Raw genomic sequence first — 16,634 nt, forward strand, 5'->3', positions numbered from 1 at the left:
ACTTTAGATTAATTTGAGTTTCCTTTTTCGATATTCTCCAATATACAAATGTGATTATTGAAATTAATATAAGAACTATTATTTCAAGATAACTTGTACTAGGAATAACCATATTCCAACCACTTAAACTTTGAATTGTAAATCCAGATTCAAATGGAATTGCTAAAATGAGTAGTAAGGTAAAAGCAATAAGCGGAATGTATTTTCTATAGTTCATAATTAGAGGTTCGTGTTAGTCAGTTTGCAGCTAACTTGTCTATATTTGCTACTTCATTGCTCAAATCTCCCTATATTCGGTTTGATAAACGGCAGTTCATATCGATTTTCTTGTTCATCCAAATATATAATTTTTTTCCGAAAAAGCTGATAAAAACATACTTATTCATAAGTAATTTCTTTTGTTTTGAATTTTATAAAAACTGCAAACGCCATTTTTTAACGCAAAATTCCTAGCCCTGATGGAAGCGGCATCTCCCGATTATAAAAACAAGGCTTTTTAGCCGTAGTTTTTATTTATCGGGAATACAGCGGACAGCAGGAAAAAGCTCCTAAAAAAACCTTTGATTGTGCACTATTTTACTGTTAAAATTTGCTACCATACTGCTGTTTGTATTAATTATGCTTTCGCGCTGATTAAGATTTATGTAGATTAAGAATACGTCAAAAACGAGCCTTGCAAACTGAATACTTTTTTCGTAATTTTGCACCCTAAATAAAGGACTAAGAAAATGTTAGATAGACTGCAAATAGTAAAACAGCGTTTTGATGAGATTTCGGATTTGATTATTCAACCGGATGTAATCTCGGATCAAAAGCGTTATGTGCAATTGAATCAAGAGTATAAAAGTTTAAAGGCGTTGGCCGAAAAACGCGATGAATACGTTTTGTTAATGGCTAACATTGACGAAGCCAACGAAATTATAGCGGATAATAGTGATGCAGATATGACCGAAATGGCCAAAATGCAACTAGAAGAAGCCAAAGAACGTTTGCCAGTACTTGAAGAAGAGATCAAATTCATGTTGATCCCAAAAGATCCGGAAGATGCTAAGAACGTGATGGTGGAGATTCGTGCCGGTACAGGTGGTGACGAAGCCAGTATTTTTGCAGGTGATTTGTTCCGTATGTACACTAAATATTGCGAAAATCAAGGTTGGAGAACATCTGTAGTGGATATGAACGAAGGAACTTCGGGTGGATTTAAAGAGGTAATTTTTGAAGTTACTGGTGAAGATGTTTATGGTACTTTGAAGTTTGAAGCGGGTGTACACCGTGTACAACGTGTGCCTCAAACAGAAACGCAAGGTCGTGTACACACATCAGCAGCAACAGTGATGGTTTTGCCAGAAGCAGAGGAATTTGATGTACATATTGATATGAACGATGTTCGTGTTGATTTCTTTTGTTCGTCAGGACCTGGAGGACAATCGGTAAACACGACCAAATCGGCTGTACGTTTAACGCACATTCCTACGGGATTAGTGGCTCAGTGTCAGGATCAAAAATCACAACATAAGAATAAAGATAAAGCTTTTGGTGTATTGCGTTCTCGTTTGTATGAGCAGGAATTAGCTAAAAAGCAAGCTGAAGATGCCTCTAAACGTACTTCGCAGGTAAGTTCGGGTGACCGTTCCGCTAAAATTAGAACGTATAACTATGCGCAAGGACGTGTTACTGACCACCGTGTGGGCTTAACACTTTATGATTTGGGTAATATCATGAATGGTGATATTCAAAAAATTGTTGACGAGTTGCAATTAGTAAACAATATGGAAAAATTAAAAGAAGCGAGCGAGGTTTTTTAAATTTCGATTTCTTTTTAAAAATAAAAAAATACCGTGCCTGTGGGACACGGTATTTTTTTTGAATTAATAATACCTTTTTTATTATTCAACGAACAAACTCGTATCAGACTCAATAGTGAGACCAAATAGTGCTTGTTTAAAGGATTTATATTTTTTACTTGCGGAATCCATTTTGGTGCCTAAGTTTTTAGAATCTTCTAAATTGTCCATTTTAAAATTAAGTTCGGTAGTCTTTTTTTCAAAAGCCCTTTCAATTTTATTCCAATTTGCTTTAGCGTCTGCTTTATTTCTTGAAGTAACTGAATCTACGAATCGCACGTAATCATTAGTTACGATTTCTACCTTTTTTTCGGCTTCACTTTGGCAAGATAGCAAGCAGATATTGAGTAATAGGATTAGTAGGAGTATTGAGGCATTTTTCATTTTTCATTTATTTTTAGAGATTATCAGCATTCCTGGTACTGATTTTTCTTGGGTCTCATGATTCCCACTTATTTTATTTAAAGTGGAATCATAAAATCTTTTTCGGTAATTGGAACAATTTTTATAATCTATGAGTTTTTTGGATGTAATAGTTTGAAATAGTTGGTGAGATTTAAAAATTAGTAAAACAGCAAAATTCACACTACTTGTGATAGTGTGAATCGTACTGAATTGATTTTTTATTTTTGTTTGTTGATCGTTGCTAAATGATCAAAATTTTGAACTTCATCTTTGATGATTTCTGTCGTGTGTCCTAAAAATTCTTGTGATTCTCTTTTTAGATCTTGCACAGTTTGTGAAATTTTATCAGATAATTTACCAGTTGTTTCAACAACTTTATCTTTTAAATCAGTGCTTTTATCAGCGATTTTTTTTCTAGTTTCGCTTCCTTTTGCAGGTGCAAACAAAATTCCTAAAACAGTTCCTACTGCTAGTCCACCTAATATTCCTACTGCTAAATTGCTATTTTTCATGTTTTCTAGTTTTTATTGATTATCCTTTGATTACTCTTAGTAAAATTGCAATTAATGCAATTACCAATAGAACGTGAATGATTCCTCCTGCGCTATAAACGAAGAAACCTAATGCCCATAATATAACTAATACTACTGCTGCGACGTATAATAAATTTTGCATGACTTTATCTTTTTAAATTAATTTTGGTTAAAACTTGAAGGCTGCGTAAATGCTTAAGACACTATTTTTTGAATCTGGAAAAGTGTAGGTGCCTCCGGCATAAGTACGTTCTTTTCCAACAGTGCTTAAACCGTAGTTGTATCGTGCTCCAATACCAAATGAATCGAAATCAAACCCAAGACCTGCAGCAACACCAAAGTCAACCGTATTTAAATCTTCTCTATCAATTTCTTGCTCAAAATTAATATCACCATTTTGTCCTTCGTTTGTAATTTTAGAATCTACTAGGAAAGCGGCGTATGGTCCAAAATGAACATTGAAGTTCTTTGTTAAATTCGCTTTAATTAGTACTGGTACTTCAACATAATTTAATCTAAATTTTGCTGTTCCGGCAGTAAAAGCATTATCGTATTGAAGTTCGGCACCTTTTGTAGAATATAATAATTCGGGTTGAATCGCTAAACTTGATGATATTGGTAAAGTTGCGAATAGACCAACATTGAATCCGCTCAATACGTTTTGGTCATCTACATCTTCAGTGTAAAGGTTAGACATGTTATAGCCTCCTTTAATACCAAGTGATGGGCTATTTTCTTGTGCTTGAATTTCTGATGCTCCTGCAAGGACTAGAATAACTGCTAAAATGCGTTTTAAGTTTTTCATATCGTTTGTAGTTTAATGTGTTATTTTTTTTTACAAAGATGCGATCACTTCACAAATTGCGTGTTACATCAATTTATTGATTTGTTATAGAATTTACAGATGTACTTGATGGGATTAATGTAAACGATCTTATTAAACACTCATTTAAGAGTTTTTTATGACGGATAATTCGTTTATAAGTGGTTCAATATTAATGTTTTATTGTTGTTTTTTTTGATTTCACTCCAATTAGAATTTTTTCATGAAAGGTGTTACATAATATAACTATTTGCAACAATATTGATTTTTGAAAATGTCAAGTAAGGCCATAAAAAAAACAGCAGCTAGACTTAAAAAGTCGAACTGCTGTTATGATTGTACATTGTAAATTTTGATTTACACTGCGGGTAAAAATAGGGTAAAAGTAGCTCCCACACCTAACTCTCCTTTTGCAAAAAGATAACCTTTGTGATTTTCGGCAATTTTTTTACAAATAGCCAGCCCGATGCCAGTACCATCGTATTCGTTTTTGTTGTGTAATCGGTTGAAAAGGATGAATATCTTTTTGGCATACTCTTGTTCAAACCCAATACCATTATCAATAAATTTTATTTTATGGTAATTAACTAATGTATTGTGAGGCAACAATTCTTCGTCTAAAGCACTGACTAGCTTAGATTTAATTGTGATAGTAGGCGCCACATCAGTTTTACTGTATTTCAAGGAATTATTGATCAAGTTGGTGAATAATTGTTGAATTTGAAAAGGAATAACGTGTAAACTAGGAAGTGTTTCGCTTTCAATTATACCTTTTTTCTCTTCAATTACTTGCGCTAATTCTTGTTTTACATGATCTAATAAGTCATTTAAATTGGCTTCTTCAAAGATTTTTTCAGCTTTGTTGGTACGTGAAAATTGCAATAAATCTTCAATTAATAAGCGCATTCGTTTTGCTGATGCTTGAATGCTAGTTACATATTGTTGACCTGATTTCGACAAATTTTCGTAGTCCTTACTTATCAATCGAGACAAGAAGGTTTCTATTTTACGTAGTGGCTCTTGTAAATCGTGACTCGCTATATAGTTAAAAGCAGTTAATTCTTTATTGTTGTTTTCAAGTTCTCTGTTTCGTTCTTCAATAAAATTTTGTGCGTATACTTGTTCCGTAACATCGCTAGTAGTACCAATATGGGTGCGCTCCCCGGATGCTACAGTAACTACACGTCCGGATGCTCTAAAATATCGAATTTCTCCATCCTTACGAATGACGCGATAGGTAAAGGGACTTAAATTAGTTTTTTCTTGAACGCTTTTAGAATTTTCAATTACATATTGTAAATCTTCTGGGTGAACAAATTTATAAAATTCCTCGGAGCTAGCTTCAAAAGATTGTGGTGCACAACCCAAAAGGCGGTATTCATTATCAGAAAAAGCAAATTTACCGCTATCAATGTTATATTGCCAGCTACCAAATCCGCCCACAATTTCAGCTAAATTGCTGGCTTCATTGGCTACGGTCAAGGTATTAATGGTGTTTTTAAGTAATACTAAGTCACGATTCATTTTGACAAAAGCAATGGTGATCAAAACTAAGGTAACAAGTAATGTAAGATATATTAACAGCGGTGTATAACTCATAGTAGAATCATAATCCTGTTGCCTGTTGGTTAGAAGGATTTTCTGAGTAATTATCATTTCGTCTATTTTTTTACGAATAGAGTCCATGGCTTGTCTACCTATGGTTAAGTTGTAACTTAAATCTGCTTCTTTGTAGTTTTTTTGCTGGGTAATATAAATGTTTTTCGAAAGGTAATTTTGTTTTTTATTTATGTAAAAAAGAAGTTTTTTTAAATTGGCCTGTTGCGTGCGACTGTTTTTGGTAAGTTTTGATAATTCGTTGAATGAATTTTTAATCAGTTCTTTCGAATTATTGTAAGGTGTTAAAAATGCGGTGTCTTTAGATAATAAATATCCTCGCTGCCCAGTTTCGGCATCTTTCATGTAGGATATTAAACGTTCCAATTCAGTATTGACCGCATGACTATTTGTTACAAAGTGGGATGATTTTTTTAAAACAGTGATGTGTTTAAATGTTATTCCACCTATAAAAAATATAACTGCCACCGAGACAATAAATATTATTTTTAAAAATAGGGGCGATTTATGAATTTGAATGTATTTCATTTTATAGACGCATTAAAAAATTGTCCTTGTTTAATCCTGAAGTGTGGTATTGCCAATTTATGGTAACAACTTCTGATAGGATTTTTTTAAGATCGTCAAAGTCGCTCGGTTTTTTTATATAGATATTGGCTCCATTTACAAAAGTCTCCTCTATATGCTCTTCGGATGATGAGGTAGAGTAAATCGCAATTGCGATATCACTTAGTTTTTCGTTCTGTTTGATCTCAAGTAAACATTCTACGCCATTTTTTTTGGGCATATTCAAGTCTAAAAACAGCACATTTGGCAAAATAGAATCTCCGTGATTCAAGTAGTCCATCAGCTCAACACCATCGTTAAATGTCATTACATTGGTTTTCATTTTGAGTTCTTCAAAGGCGTCAGTAAAAAACAATCTGTCGTCTTCGTCATCATCAGCAAGGCATATATTTATAAAGTCAGTATTCATCGTTGTTTTGTTTAAATTGAGTTTTTCGTACTTAAAGCTCTACGTTTTTGAATAATTTTTTGAAAGGCAGAGGGTGTCATGCCCGTTGTGTGTTTGAATTGCGTACTAAGGTGAGCCACACTTGAATAATTCAGTTGAATCGAAATTTCAGTTAAATTCATAGGAGTATTAATCATCAGCTGTTTGGCCAATTCAATTTTTTGGATGATAATAAAGTTTTCAATAGAGGTATACGTAACCTCCGAAAAAACATTTGATAAATAGGCATAGCTCAAATTTAGTTTATCAGCTATGTAAACCGAACTTTTTACTTGCAATGGTTTTTCGCTATGCACCATCTCGATAATGGCATCTTTAATCTTTTGAACCAAAACACTTTTTTGATTTTCTACAATATCAATACCGTATTCTCTAAAAACGCTAGTAAGCTCGTCCATTTTGGAGGTGGGTACTTTTTCTAAAAAATTAAATTCCCCGAATCCGATAATATTAAATTTATATCCCAGCTCAGTCAGTCTATCTTGAACAATTTTTTTTGTCAATTGTACATAATCGAATTTTAAATATACTTTCATAAAAATTGTTGTTTAATGTAGTAAAGATATGAAAACTGTTCTTTTAACAATAATGTTGTTCGTCACAAAAAAAAGTTCTTAGTGTATACGCCATGTTAGAGGCTTGATAGTTACAAACAATTTTGTTATGATGATGTATTTTGTTTTTGATTATGAGGTGATTGCATGTGTTTTGTTGGATAGTATAATTGATTTATCTATTTTACTAAAGATTGAACAAAAGTTAATTTTATGATATTTTTAGTAGGTTTATTACCAATTTTAATATTTCACTTTTAGGTAATTTGCTTTCAACTCTGGAGACTATTTGGTCTCTTGTTGTAAATGTTTTTTCACTTGCTTTGTTTTTTTATTAAAGTACAATAGCAAATTTTGCTCCTTTGTTTGTAGTTTTGCAGCACAACTACAACAACATGACTACACAACAATTATTTGAACAAATTCAACTCAAAAAATCCTTTCTTTGCGTTGGTTTAGATGTCGATTTGACTAAAATTCCGCAACATTTATTAGCTCTTGAAGATCCAATTTTTGAGTTTAATAAAGCGATTATTGATGCAACTCACGACTTGGCAGTATCCTACAAGCCAAATACGGCTTTTTACGAAGCTTACGGAATCAAGGGTTGGATTTCACTTCAAAAAACAATCAATTATATCAACGAGAATTATCCGGATCTTTTTACCATTGCCGATGCTAAACGTGGCGATATCGGGAATACTTCTTCTATGTATGCCAAGGCATTTTTTGAAGATCTAAATTTTGATAGCGTTACTGTGGCACCCTACATGGGTAAAGATTCTGTAGAGCCTTTTTTGGCTTTTGAAAACAAGCATACAATACTTTTGGCCTTGACTTCAAATACGGGTGCATTCGATTTTCAAACGCTGAATTCTAAATCAGAGAAACTTCCTGAAGCAGAATTGTACCAACAAGTTTTAGAAACTTCTAAAAATTGGACCAACAGCAAAAATTTAATGTATGTGGTGGGTGCTACAAAGGCCATTTATTTTTCAGAAATTCGAAAAATTGTTCCTGATAGTTTTTTATTGGTTCCAGGAGTAGGTGCGCAAGGAGGCAATCTAGCTGAAGTGTGTGCGCATGGAATGAATGATCAAGTAGGTTTATTGATTAATTCCTCACGTGCGATTATTTATGCATCCAATGATTTTGATTTTGCAGACAAAGCACGCGTAGAAGCACTTAAAATGCAACAAGAAATGCAAGTGATTTTAGAAGCTAAATTTTCGAACTAAGCAGTACTTGCATTTTTAATTTTTTTTAATTTCTTGATTTTAATGAAAAAATACACTGACCAACTCGGGATTACACATTCTTTTGAATCCGCTCCGCAGCGCATTATTTCACTTGTGCCCTCGCAAACAGAATTATTGTATGAGTTGGGGTTAGAGGAAAAAATTGTTGGGATAACCAAATTTTGCGTGCATCCGTATCATTTTAAATCAACTAAAAAAATTGTTGGTGGTACAAAAAAAGTTCATTTCGAGAAAATAAAAATTTTGCAACCAGATATTATTATTTGTAACAAAGAGGAAAATACCGAAGAGATGGTGACCGAATTGCGGAAAATTGCCACTGTTTGGGTTACAGATATTTGCACAATCGAGGACAATTTGCAAATGATTACTGATTTCGGGCAACTTTTCAATGCCCGTACCGAAGCTCAAAAATGGAACGATAAGTTAAGATTTGCTTTGGCAAACTTTAAAAATTTCATTGCTGATAAACCAATCAAAAAGGTCGCTTACTTCATCTGGAAAGATCCTTACATGGTAGCCGGTGGATCTAACTTTATAAATGAATTATTAAAGTTAAATCATTTTGAAAATATTTATGAAGACAGAGGTCGTTACCCCGAAGTAGAAATCGGTAAAATTCGTGCAGAAGGCGATCCTGCCATCGTGTTTTTATCATCGGAGCCGTTTCCTTTTACAGAGCAACATGCTTTTGAAATTGGCGTACATACGCACCACGCCAAAACAATATTTGTAGATGGCGAGATGTTTTCTTGGTACGGCAGCAGGTTGCTTAAAGCGTTTGATTATTTTATAAAGTTACACCAAAAACTATAGTTCACATTCTTCTAGAACACATTCTTCGTGGTATATACTTGATTCCAATTCAATTTTGGAGAGGTCAAAATTTACAGTTGCTAAGAACTGGTATTCTTCAATGAGTTTTTCTATTTCACGCTTCTCTTTCAATAATCCTTTCATGGGTGCAATTTTTTTGCAAATTTAAGGCTTACTTTTATAAAATTCGTAATATTTTTTGTTAAGATTGAGATTTCGATTTAATGTGTTATTTTTACCAAAAAAAACACGTGATTAGTTACACCATATATAGCAATGCTTCAACTGACCAGTGGGTTACTTTTGTCCATGGTGCAGGTGGGAGTTCGTCTATTTGGTTCAAACAAATTAGAGATTTTAAAAAGCAGTACAACGTTTTACTATTAGATCTTCGCGGACACGGAGAATCAAAAACAACTTTAAAAACGGCTTTTAAACAAAAGTATACCTTTTCTGCTCTGGCAAATGACATACTTGAAGTCTTAGACCATTTACAAATCAAGAAATCACATTTTGTTGGCATATCGCTTGGTACTATTTTAATAAGACAATTAGCCGAAATGTATCCGGAACGTGTACAAAGTATGATTTTAGGAGGCGCTATTTTAAAAATGAATTTTCGTTCGCAAGTTTTGATGCGCTTGGGTAATATGTTCAAATATGTGCTACCATATTTGGTTTTGTATCAATTTTTTGCCTTTGTAATCATGCCGAAAAAAAGTCACAAACAATCGCGACTACTTTTTATCAATGAGGCAAAAAAATTGTATCAAAAAGAATTTATTAAATGGTTCAAGCTAACGGCCGAAATAAATCCGGTACTCAAATGGTTCCGTCAAGTTGAATTGAATATCCCAACGCTTTACGTAATGGGCGAGGAGGATTATATGTTTTTACCTTCCGTTCGTCAAGTAGTTCAAAGCCATTACAAGTCATCTAAACTTTTTGTCGTTCAAAATTCAGGACATGTCGTAAACGTGGAGCAACCCAATATTTTTAATGAGGTGGTGCTTTCTTTCCTTAAAAAAGCCCACTAAAAAAAATGCCCGCACAGGTTGTGCGAGCAAATCTTTAACTAACCAAAACCAAAATAATAAATAACCAGTTTATTACACTACAAAGGTCGGCAACAAGTTGAAATATCGTTGTTAAGATTTTGTTATTACTTTGCGAACCATTCGTTAAGATTTTAAGGCGCTTTGTGATTAAGTTTTTTTAATGATTAAAAAACTGACAATCAGAGTTTTGTTTTTTAATTATAGAAAAACAACTGTCTTATTATTGTACACCATCGTCTTGTGCTCTGCATGAAGTTTGATCGCTCTTGCCAATACCATTCGCTCTACATCACGACCTTTCGTTATAAAATCTTCAATAGAATGGCTGTGCGATACGCGTGCAATATCTTGCTCAATGATTGGTCCTTCGTCTAACGCTTCGGTCACATAATGACTTGTAGCGCCAATAATTTTTACACCGCGTTTAAAAGCAGAATGATACGGCTTGGCACCAGGAAAAGCAGGCAAAAATGAATGGTGTATATTGATAATTCTGTTTTTGTAACGCGCAATCAAGTTTGGAGTTATTATTTGCATGTAACGCGCCAAAACAATGAAATCAATCTCGTATTTGTGGAGTATTGCTACTTGTTGCTGTTCGCCTTGTTCTTTTATTTCTTTGGTAAAAGGTACATGGTGAAACGGAATCCCAAATTGTTGCGCAACGGGTTCTAAATCCCTATGATTGCTGATTATTACACAAATTTCAAGTGGTAATTCATTAGCTCGGTAACGACCCAAAATATCATACAAACAATGATCGTATTTGGATACAAAAAGAGCCATCTTCGGTTTTTGTTCTTGGGTAAACAATTGCCAAGTCATTTCGAAAGGCGCTGCCAATTGCTGCTCAAAATCTGCTTCTAGCGCCTTCAAATCATTTTTCGGATTTTTAAACTCGCATTCAATGCGCATAAAAAAAACATCTTCGTCCTCGTCTACGTGTTGGTCTAAATACACAATATTACCGTCAATGCTGGCAATGTAATTGGTTACAGCTGCAATGATGCCTTTTTGGTCTTTGCAATGTATGAGTAAGGTAATTTTTTGCATTTGAATTGTTGTTAAAGCTGTAATTCAGTAATTTGTATCAAAAATAAACCAATCAATTCGATTAAAAAATCGCTGAGGCAACCAAATATGTTTTAAAAAAAATCAAAATTTATTTTTTGTCTTGCATGGCAAAAACACGCTGCAACAAAAAAGAAGTTCGTGCGCTTAAGTTGGTTCTAATGTTTTGCTCCTCAACGGCAACCATTTTAAAGACGCCATTCAAAGCTTGATTAGTCACATAGTCTGTCAAATCAGGATTCACTTTGTTCACAAGCGGGATGCTGTTGTATTTGCTAATAATATTAGCCCAAACTTTATCAGCGCCTACTTTGGTAAATGAATTTTTTATAACCGGATTGAATTTTCCGTATAAAGCTGTACTCGTAGTATTTTGCAAGTAGGTAGTTGCTGCGCTTTGGTTCCCCAATAAAATACTTTTCGCATCAGCAAAACTCATATTACGCACCGCATCTACAAAAATTGGAGTGGATTCTTTCACGGCATCTTCTGCAGCACGATTCAAAACTTTCAAACCCTCATCAGCCAAGGAACTTAATCCAATTTTGCGCAAGCCCGCATCTACTTTTCTCAATTCAGTAGGAAGTAAAATCTTCACAGCCTCGTTGCGATAAAACCCATCGGTTGCTGTTAATTTGCTTACTTGTTTAGAGATTCCGTTGTTCAACGCCTCTTTTAATCCGCCCGCAATATCCACGCCGCCTATACCTTGTGTTTGCGGAAATTGACTCATCACTTGCTGCATTTCGGCACAACTCGATAACGAAAGTGCGACTACTAGAACTATAATTTTTTTCATAAAAAGAATCGATTACATTAATTGGCCATCTGCCATTGGTAAAAATACAACAATTGCAAAAACAAAGCCAATTATTGATAAGGAGCAGGCGTTTTTGTTTTCAAATCACGACTTCTCCCGCTTTCCGCTGTATCCTCGCTCCCAAAAAAGCGAGGGATGCCGCTGCAATCGGGGCTAGAATAGCTATTTTTTACTTCGATTGTGAATAACATCATCCAACTTCAAATAGTTTTTTAAAATAAAATTGTAAATTGCAGGCTTAAATTATCATATTCATAAAATGGAACAACAAATACCATATATCCCTAACAATAAAGTAAGAATTGTAACGGCAGCAGCTCTTTTTGATGGCCATGATGCAGCAATCAATATCATGCGCCGAATTATCCAATCTACCGGTGTCGAAGTGATTCACCTAGGTCACGATCGTAGCGTCGAAGAGGTTGTGAATACTGCCATTCAAGAAGATGCAAATGCTATTGCTATTACCTCTTATCAAGGTGGTCACAATGAGTATTTTAAATACATGTATGACTTACTTCAAGAAAAAGGAGCGGGTCAAATCAAAATATTTGGTGGTGGTGGCGGTGTAATCCTGCCTTCTGAAATTGCAGAATTACAAGCGTACGGAATTACTCGTATTTATGCACCGGATGATGGGCGTGCTATGGGATTACAAGGAATGATTAACGATTTGGTTCAAAAAGCTGATTTTCCAACAGGCAATCAATTAACTAATGAGTTGGAGCAATTGGAGTCTAAAAATCCAACAGCATTAGCGCGTATCATTTCTGCAGCTGAAAATTTCCCTGAAGTTGCTGCTAAAACTTTAGAAGCAATTCAAGAAAAAAACGCAAATAGCACAACTCCCGTTTTAGGAATCACTGGTACAGGTGGTGCTGGTAAATCATCTTTGGTTGATGAATTGGTTCGTCGTTTCTTGATTGATTTTCCAGAAAAAACAATCGGTTTAATTTCTGTTGACCCATCTAAAAGAAAAACAGGTGGCGCACTTTTAGGCGATCGTATTCGTATGAACGCTATAAACAATCCTCGTGTTTACATGCGCTCTTTGGCTACACGTCAATCTAATTTGGCTTTGTCAAAATACGTTGCCGATGCCATTCAAGTAATCAAAGCAGCCAACTACGATATTATTATTTTAGAAACTTCAGGAATCGGCCAATCTGATACTGAAATCATGGACCACTCTGATGTGTCCTTATATGTGATGACACCAGAATTTGGTGCAGCTACACAATTAGAAAAAATCGACATGCTTGATTTTGCTGATTTAGTAGCCATCAATAAATTTGACAAACGAGGTTCACTTGATGCCTTACGCGATGTTAAAAAACAATACCAGCGCAACCATAATTTGTGGGATGCTGATTTAGATTCGCTACCAGTTTTTGGAACCATTGCTTCGCAATTTAATGATCCAGGAATGAATACGCTCTACAAAGCCATCATGGACAAAGTAGACGAAAAAACAAATTCAGACTTAAAATCGACCTTCCAGATTACGCGCGAAATGAGTGAGAAAATTTTCGTAATTCCGCCACATCGTACGCGTTACCTTTCTGAAATTGCCGAAAATAACCGAAAATATGACGAAACTGCTCTTACTCAAGTAGAGGTTGCTCAAAAATTATACGGTATTTACAAAACGGTAGAGTCAGTTTCGAATACGACTTTAGTTTTAAACAAAGCCGGAATTGACGACTCATTTATTCTTAGCAGTCAGCCAGAATCGCAATTGTTTTTACAGTTGTTATTGAAAGAATTTGATCGTGTAAAAATGAATTTAGACCCTTACAACTGGGAAATCATTTTAACATGGAAAGAGAAAGTAGATAAATACAAAAATCCCGTTTATACCTTTAAGGTGCGTGACCGCGAAATTAAAATGGCTACGCATACAGAGTCGTTATCGCACACGCAAATACCAAAAATTGCTTTGCCAAAGTACCAAGCTTGGGGTGATATTTTGCGTTGGTCGTTGCAAGAAAATGTACCAGGTGAATTCCCTTTCGCTGCCGGATTGTATCCTTTTAAACGTGAAGGCGAAGATCCATCGCGTATGTTTGCCGGAGAAGGTGGACCTGAAAGAACCAACAAGCGTTTTCATTATGTGAGTGCGGGATTACCTGCAAAACGTTTGTCTACTGCTTTTGATAGTGTGACATTGTACGGTAATGATCCTCATGTGCGTCCTGATATTTACGGAAAAATTGGAAATGCAGGAGTATCGATCTGTTGTCTTGACGATGCTAAAAAATTATATTCTGGTTTTGATTTGGTTCATGCGATGACATCAGTAAGTATGACCATTAACGGACCAGCACCTATGTTGCTTGGGTTTTTTATGAATGCAGCTATTGATCAGCAGTGTGAATTGTACATCAAAGCCAATGATTTAGAAGCTGAGGTTACTGCTAAAATTGAAGCGATTTACAAAGAAAAAGGTGTAGCAAGACCGAAATATCAAGGCGAATTGCCAGTTGGTAATGATGGTTTGGGATTAATGCTTTTAGGTGTTACTGGTGATCAGGTTTTACCACAAAATGTGTATAACGAAATTAAAGCAAGAACTTTATCACAAGTTCGTGGAACTGTTCAAGCAGATATTTTAAAAGAAGATCAAGCACAAAACACTTGTATCTTCTCTACTGAATTTGCACTCCGATTAATGGGTGATGTTCAAGAATATTTTATTGCCAAAAACGTTCGTAATTTTTACTCGGTTTCAATTTCAGGATATCACATCGCTGAGGCTGGGGCAAATCCAATTACGCAATTGGCATTTACCTTGTCTAACGGATTCACTTACGTAGAATACTACTTGAGTCGCGGAATGAATATTAATGATTTCGGACCAAACTTATCGTTTTTCTTTTCGAATGGTGTCGATCCAGAATATGCAGTTATTGGTCGTGTAGCGCGTAAAATTTGGGCGAAAGCCATGAAAAACAAATACGGAGCGAACGAGAGAGCACAAATGTTGAAATACCACATTCAAACTTCAGGACGTTCATTGCACGCACAAGAAATTGATTTCAACGACATTCGTACTACCTTGCAAGCTTTGTATGCGATTTATGATAATTGTAACTCATTGCATACCAATGCGTATGACGAAGCGATTACTACACCTACAGAAGAATCAGTGCGTCGTGCGATGGCTATTCAATTAATCATCAATAAAGAATTAGGTTTAGCCAAAAACGAAAACCCTATTCAAGGTGCTTTTATAATTGAAGAATTGACTGATCTTGTTGAGGCTGCAGTATTGTTAGAATTTGACCGAATTACAGAGCGTGGAGGCGTTCTTGGTGCTATGGAAACAATGTACCAACGCAGTAAAATTCAAGAAGAAAGTTTGTATTACGAAACCCTGAAACATACAGGTGAATTCCCAATTGTGGGAGTAAATACGTTCTTGAGTTCAAAAGGTTCTCCGACTGTAATACCTGCCGAAGTAATTCGTGCTACTGAAGAAGAAAAACAATATCAAATTGATATGTTGAATAATCTTCACCAATCCAATCAAGATAAAGTAAATGAACAATTGAACAGTATTCAAGAAGCTGCCATTAAAAACCAAAATTTATTTGAACATTTGATGGAAGCAACTAAAGTATGTTCACTTGGGCAAATTACAGCAGCTTTGTTTGAAGTAGGCGGACAGTACCGCAGAAATATGTAAGCAGAGAACCACTTTTTGCGAAGCAAAAAAGTGTGTGAATCGCTTATCCCGCTTTTGAGCGGGATCTTATCAAATAAAATTTAAGTCAAGCTTAATTTTAATACTAATCCAAAGGTCTTTCTTCACAGAAAGGCCTTTGTTTGTTTTGTGAATTTCTAAATCAAATAAAAGTAATGTGTTATATTTACACATTAAACTTTATAACTATGAAAAAATCTCAATTATTACTGGTATTCTTCTTGTTAGTAGGAACAATGAATATGTATGCCGCGAAAGTAGATACATTGCAAATTCCGAGTGTTGCCATGAGTAAAACCTACAAGGCTGCTGTAGTTTTACCTAATTCGTACGCAAAAAGCAAAAGTAATTACCCAGTTTTGTATTTGCTACACGGTGCCTATGGACATTTTAATGATTGGCTATCTAAAACTCCAGATAAAATGCTAGTGCATAATCTAGCCGACAAGTATAACATTATCATCGTTATGCCTGAAGGAGAAACTTTTAGTTTTTACTTAGATAGTCCAGTTAATAAAGGAAGTCAATTTGAAACCTATATCACCAAAGAAGTAGTTCAAAAAATAGATCAAACCTACAGAACGGTAGCTGATAAAAAAGGTCGGGTGATTTCAGGATTGTCAATGGGAGGACACGGCGCTATGTATCTTTCAACAAGACATCCTGAATTGTATATTGCTGTGGGTAGTATGAGCGGTGCTCTTGATATGGGTAGTATTGTTACGCCTGAGAGTAAAGAGCGTGTGACCAAATTGTTAGAGCCTGTATTTGGGCCAAATGGTGCTCCTCAAGAAGTTTATGCTGCCAATGCGGTGATGAATATGGTTGATAAAATCAAAACTAATAAACTACCAACCATAATTGATTGCGGGGTAGATGACTTTTTGATAGAAACAAATAGGGAACTGCACCGCAGATTGGTCTATGCTAAAGTACCTCACGAATATATCGAACGCCCTGGAGCACATACTTGGGAATATTGGGAAAGTGCTTTACCAACTCATTTGTTGTTTTTTCAAGGAGTTTTAAAAAGTAATGGAGTTTTGGTTCCGTAAATTAGTGTGATTTAGTTCTATAAAAAAGGTCTTTCAGAAATAACTGAAAGACCTTTTT

Annotated in this window: 16 protein-coding genes; 6 read left to right on the forward strand and 10 right to left on the reverse strand. The window is 35.0% G+C overall.

Annotated features, from left to right (window positions below; translation table 11 throughout):
• Positions 1 to 728: 728 nt before the first annotated feature.
• A complete protein-coding gene (prfA, locus tag L1S34_RS09775) occupies positions 729 to 1,805 on the forward strand; it encodes a peptide chain release factor 1 (protein ID WP_210788706.1) in 1,077 nt (358 codons plus the stop codon).
• Positions 1,806 to 1,886: 81 nt separating this feature from the next.
• Here prfA and L1S34_RS09780 read toward each other — a convergent pair whose 3' ends face one another.
• The 7 genes from L1S34_RS09780 to L1S34_RS09810 form a co-directional block, all read right to left on the reverse strand.
• Positions 1,887 to 2,228 (reverse strand): hypothetical protein, encoded by a 342-nt coding sequence (locus L1S34_RS09780; protein WP_236363869.1) that lies wholly within the window; start codon positions 2,226 to 2,228, stop codon positions 1,887 to 1,889.
• 239 nt (positions 2,229 to 2,467) lie between these two features.
• A complete protein-coding gene (locus L1S34_RS09785) occupies positions 2,468 to 2,761 on the reverse strand; it encodes a YtxH domain-containing protein (protein WP_236363870.1) in 294 nt (97 codons plus the stop codon).
• Between the two features lie 19 nt (positions 2,762 to 2,780).
• Entirely contained in the window at positions 2,781 to 2,924 is a 144-nt protein-coding gene (locus L1S34_RS09790) for a lmo0937 family membrane protein (protein ID WP_236363871.1), read from the reverse strand.
• 27 nt (positions 2,925 to 2,951) lie between these two features.
• Positions 2,952 to 3,587, reverse strand: coding sequence for a porin family protein (locus L1S34_RS09795; protein ID WP_236363872.1), 636 nt, complete (start codon positions 3,585 to 3,587; stop codon positions 2,952 to 2,954).
• A gap of 375 nt (positions 3,588 to 3,962) precedes the next feature.
• On the reverse strand, positions 3,963 to 5,750 hold the full coding sequence (locus L1S34_RS09800; RefSeq protein ID WP_236363873.1) for a sensor histidine kinase: 1,788 nt from the start codon (positions 5,748 to 5,750) through the stop codon (positions 3,963 to 3,965).
• 1 nt (position 5,751) lies between these two features.
• Positions 5,752 to 6,198 (reverse strand): response regulator, encoded by a 447-nt coding sequence (locus L1S34_RS09805; protein ID WP_236363874.1) that lies wholly within the window; start codon positions 6,196 to 6,198, stop codon positions 5,752 to 5,754.
• A gap of 11 nt (positions 6,199 to 6,209) precedes the next feature.
• Positions 6,210 to 6,773 (reverse strand): helix-turn-helix domain-containing protein, encoded by a 564-nt coding sequence (locus tag L1S34_RS09810; protein WP_236363875.1) that lies wholly within the window; start codon positions 6,771 to 6,773, stop codon positions 6,210 to 6,212.
• Positions 6,774 to 7,186: 413 nt separating this feature from the next.
• Between L1S34_RS09810 and pyrF the strand changes: the two genes are divergently transcribed.
• Both pyrF and L1S34_RS09820 read left to right on the forward strand, forming a co-directional pair.
• The gene (pyrF, locus tag L1S34_RS09815) at positions 7,187 to 8,029 is read left to right on the forward strand and encodes an orotidine-5'-phosphate decarboxylase (RefSeq protein WP_236363876.1); all 843 of its coding nucleotides are present in this window, start codon (positions 7,187 to 7,189) and stop codon (positions 8,027 to 8,029) included.
• A 42-nt stretch (positions 8,030 to 8,071) separates the two neighbouring features.
• Positions 8,072 to 8,866, forward strand: a complete 795-nt coding sequence (locus L1S34_RS09820; protein WP_236363877.1) for an ABC transporter substrate-binding protein — start codon at positions 8,072 to 8,074, stop codon at positions 8,864 to 8,866.
• Here L1S34_RS09820 and L1S34_RS09825 read toward each other — a convergent pair.
• Entirely contained in the window at positions 8,861 to 9,010 is a 150-nt protein-coding gene (locus L1S34_RS09825; protein WP_236363878.1) for a hypothetical protein, read from the reverse strand. The genes L1S34_RS09820 and L1S34_RS09825 overlap by 6 nt on opposite strands.
• Positions 9,011 to 9,117: 107 nt before the next feature.
• On the opposite strand from L1S34_RS09825, the gene L1S34_RS09830 reads away from it, so the two are divergent.
• Positions 9,118 to 9,903, forward strand: a complete 786-nt coding sequence (locus tag L1S34_RS09830; RefSeq protein WP_236363879.1) for an alpha/beta fold hydrolase — start codon at positions 9,118 to 9,120, stop codon at positions 9,901 to 9,903.
• A 219-nt stretch (positions 9,904 to 10,122) separates the two neighbouring features.
• Here L1S34_RS09830 and purU read toward each other — a convergent pair whose 3' ends face one another.
• Positions 10,123 to 10,977 (reverse strand): formyltetrahydrofolate deformylase, encoded by an 855-nt coding sequence (gene purU / locus L1S34_RS09835; protein ID WP_236363880.1) that lies wholly within the window; start codon positions 10,975 to 10,977, stop codon positions 10,123 to 10,125.
• 109 nt (positions 10,978 to 11,086) lie between these two features.
• Positions 11,087 to 11,794: a DUF4197 domain-containing protein gene (locus tag L1S34_RS09840; protein ID WP_236363881.1), complete on the reverse strand. Its 708-nt coding sequence runs from the start codon at positions 11,792 to 11,794 to the stop codon at positions 11,087 to 11,089.
• Positions 11,795 to 12,074: 280 nt separating this feature from the next.
• On the opposite strand from L1S34_RS09840, the gene L1S34_RS09845 reads away from it, so the two are divergent.
• Positions 12,075 to 15,503: a methylmalonyl-CoA mutase family protein gene (locus L1S34_RS09845; RefSeq protein WP_166136844.1), complete on the forward strand. Its 3,429-nt coding sequence runs from the start codon at positions 12,075 to 12,077 to the stop codon at positions 15,501 to 15,503.
• Between the two features lie 206 nt (positions 15,504 to 15,709).
• The gene (locus L1S34_RS09850; RefSeq protein ID WP_236363882.1) at positions 15,710 to 16,576 is read left to right on the forward strand and encodes an alpha/beta hydrolase; all 867 of its coding nucleotides are present in this window, start codon (positions 15,710 to 15,712) and stop codon (positions 16,574 to 16,576) included.
• Positions 16,577 to 16,634 lie beyond the last annotated feature (58 nt).

The sequence above is a fragment of the Flavobacterium sp. K77 genome (genome assembly GCF_021608205.1).
In the GTDB taxonomy this organism is placed as follows: domain Bacteria; phylum Bacteroidota; class Bacteroidia; order Flavobacteriales; family Flavobacteriaceae; genus Flavobacterium; species Flavobacterium turcicum.

Excerpts from the sequence above, each read along its gene's own strand:
- prfA (WP_210788706.1), top strand. The coding sequence starts at position 729 with ATGTTAGATAGACTGCAAATAGTAAAACAGCGTTTTGATGAGATTTCG.
- L1S34_RS09780 (WP_236363869.1), bottom strand. The coding sequence starts at position 2,228 with ATGAAAAATGCCTCAATACTCCTACTAATCCTATTACTCAATATCTGC.
- L1S34_RS09785 (WP_236363870.1), bottom strand. The coding sequence starts at position 2,761 with ATGAAAAATAGCAATTTAGCAGTAGGAATATTAGGTGGACTAGCAGTA.
- L1S34_RS09790 (WP_236363871.1), bottom strand. The coding sequence starts at position 2,924 with ATGCAAAATTTATTATACGTCGCAGCAGTAGTATTAGTTATATTATGG.
- L1S34_RS09795 (WP_236363872.1), bottom strand. The coding sequence starts at position 3,587 with ATGAAAAACTTAAAACGCATTTTAGCAGTTATTCTAGTCCTTGCAGGA.
- L1S34_RS09800 (WP_236363873.1), bottom strand. The coding sequence starts at position 5,750 with ATGAAATACATTCAAATTCATAAATCGCCCCTATTTTTAAAAATAATA.
- L1S34_RS09805 (WP_236363874.1), bottom strand. The coding sequence starts at position 6,198 with ATGAATACTGACTTTATAAATATATGCCTTGCTGATGATGACGAAGAC.
- L1S34_RS09810 (WP_236363875.1), bottom strand. The coding sequence starts at position 6,773 with ATGAAAGTATATTTAAAATTCGATTATGTACAATTGACAAAAAAAATT.
- pyrF (WP_236363876.1), top strand. The coding sequence starts at position 7,187 with ATGACTACACAACAATTATTTGAACAAATTCAACTCAAAAAATCCTTT.
- L1S34_RS09820 (WP_236363877.1), top strand. The coding sequence starts at position 8,072 with ATGAAAAAATACACTGACCAACTCGGGATTACACATTCTTTTGAATCC.
- L1S34_RS09825 (WP_236363878.1), bottom strand. The coding sequence starts at position 9,010 with ATGAAAGGATTATTGAAAGAGAAGCGTGAAATAGAAAAACTCATTGAA.
- purU (WP_236363880.1), bottom strand. The coding sequence starts at position 10,977 with ATGCAAAAAATTACCTTACTCATACATTGCAAAGACCAAAAAGGCATC.
- L1S34_RS09840 (WP_236363881.1), bottom strand. The coding sequence starts at position 11,794 with ATGAAAAAAATTATAGTTCTAGTAGTCGCACTTTCGTTATCGAGTTGT.
- L1S34_RS09845 (WP_166136844.1), top strand. The coding sequence starts at position 12,075 with ATGGAACAACAAATACCATATATCCCTAACAATAAAGTAAGAATTGTA.
- L1S34_RS09850 (WP_236363882.1), top strand. The coding sequence starts at position 15,710 with ATGAAAAAATCTCAATTATTACTGGTATTCTTCTTGTTAGTAGGAACA.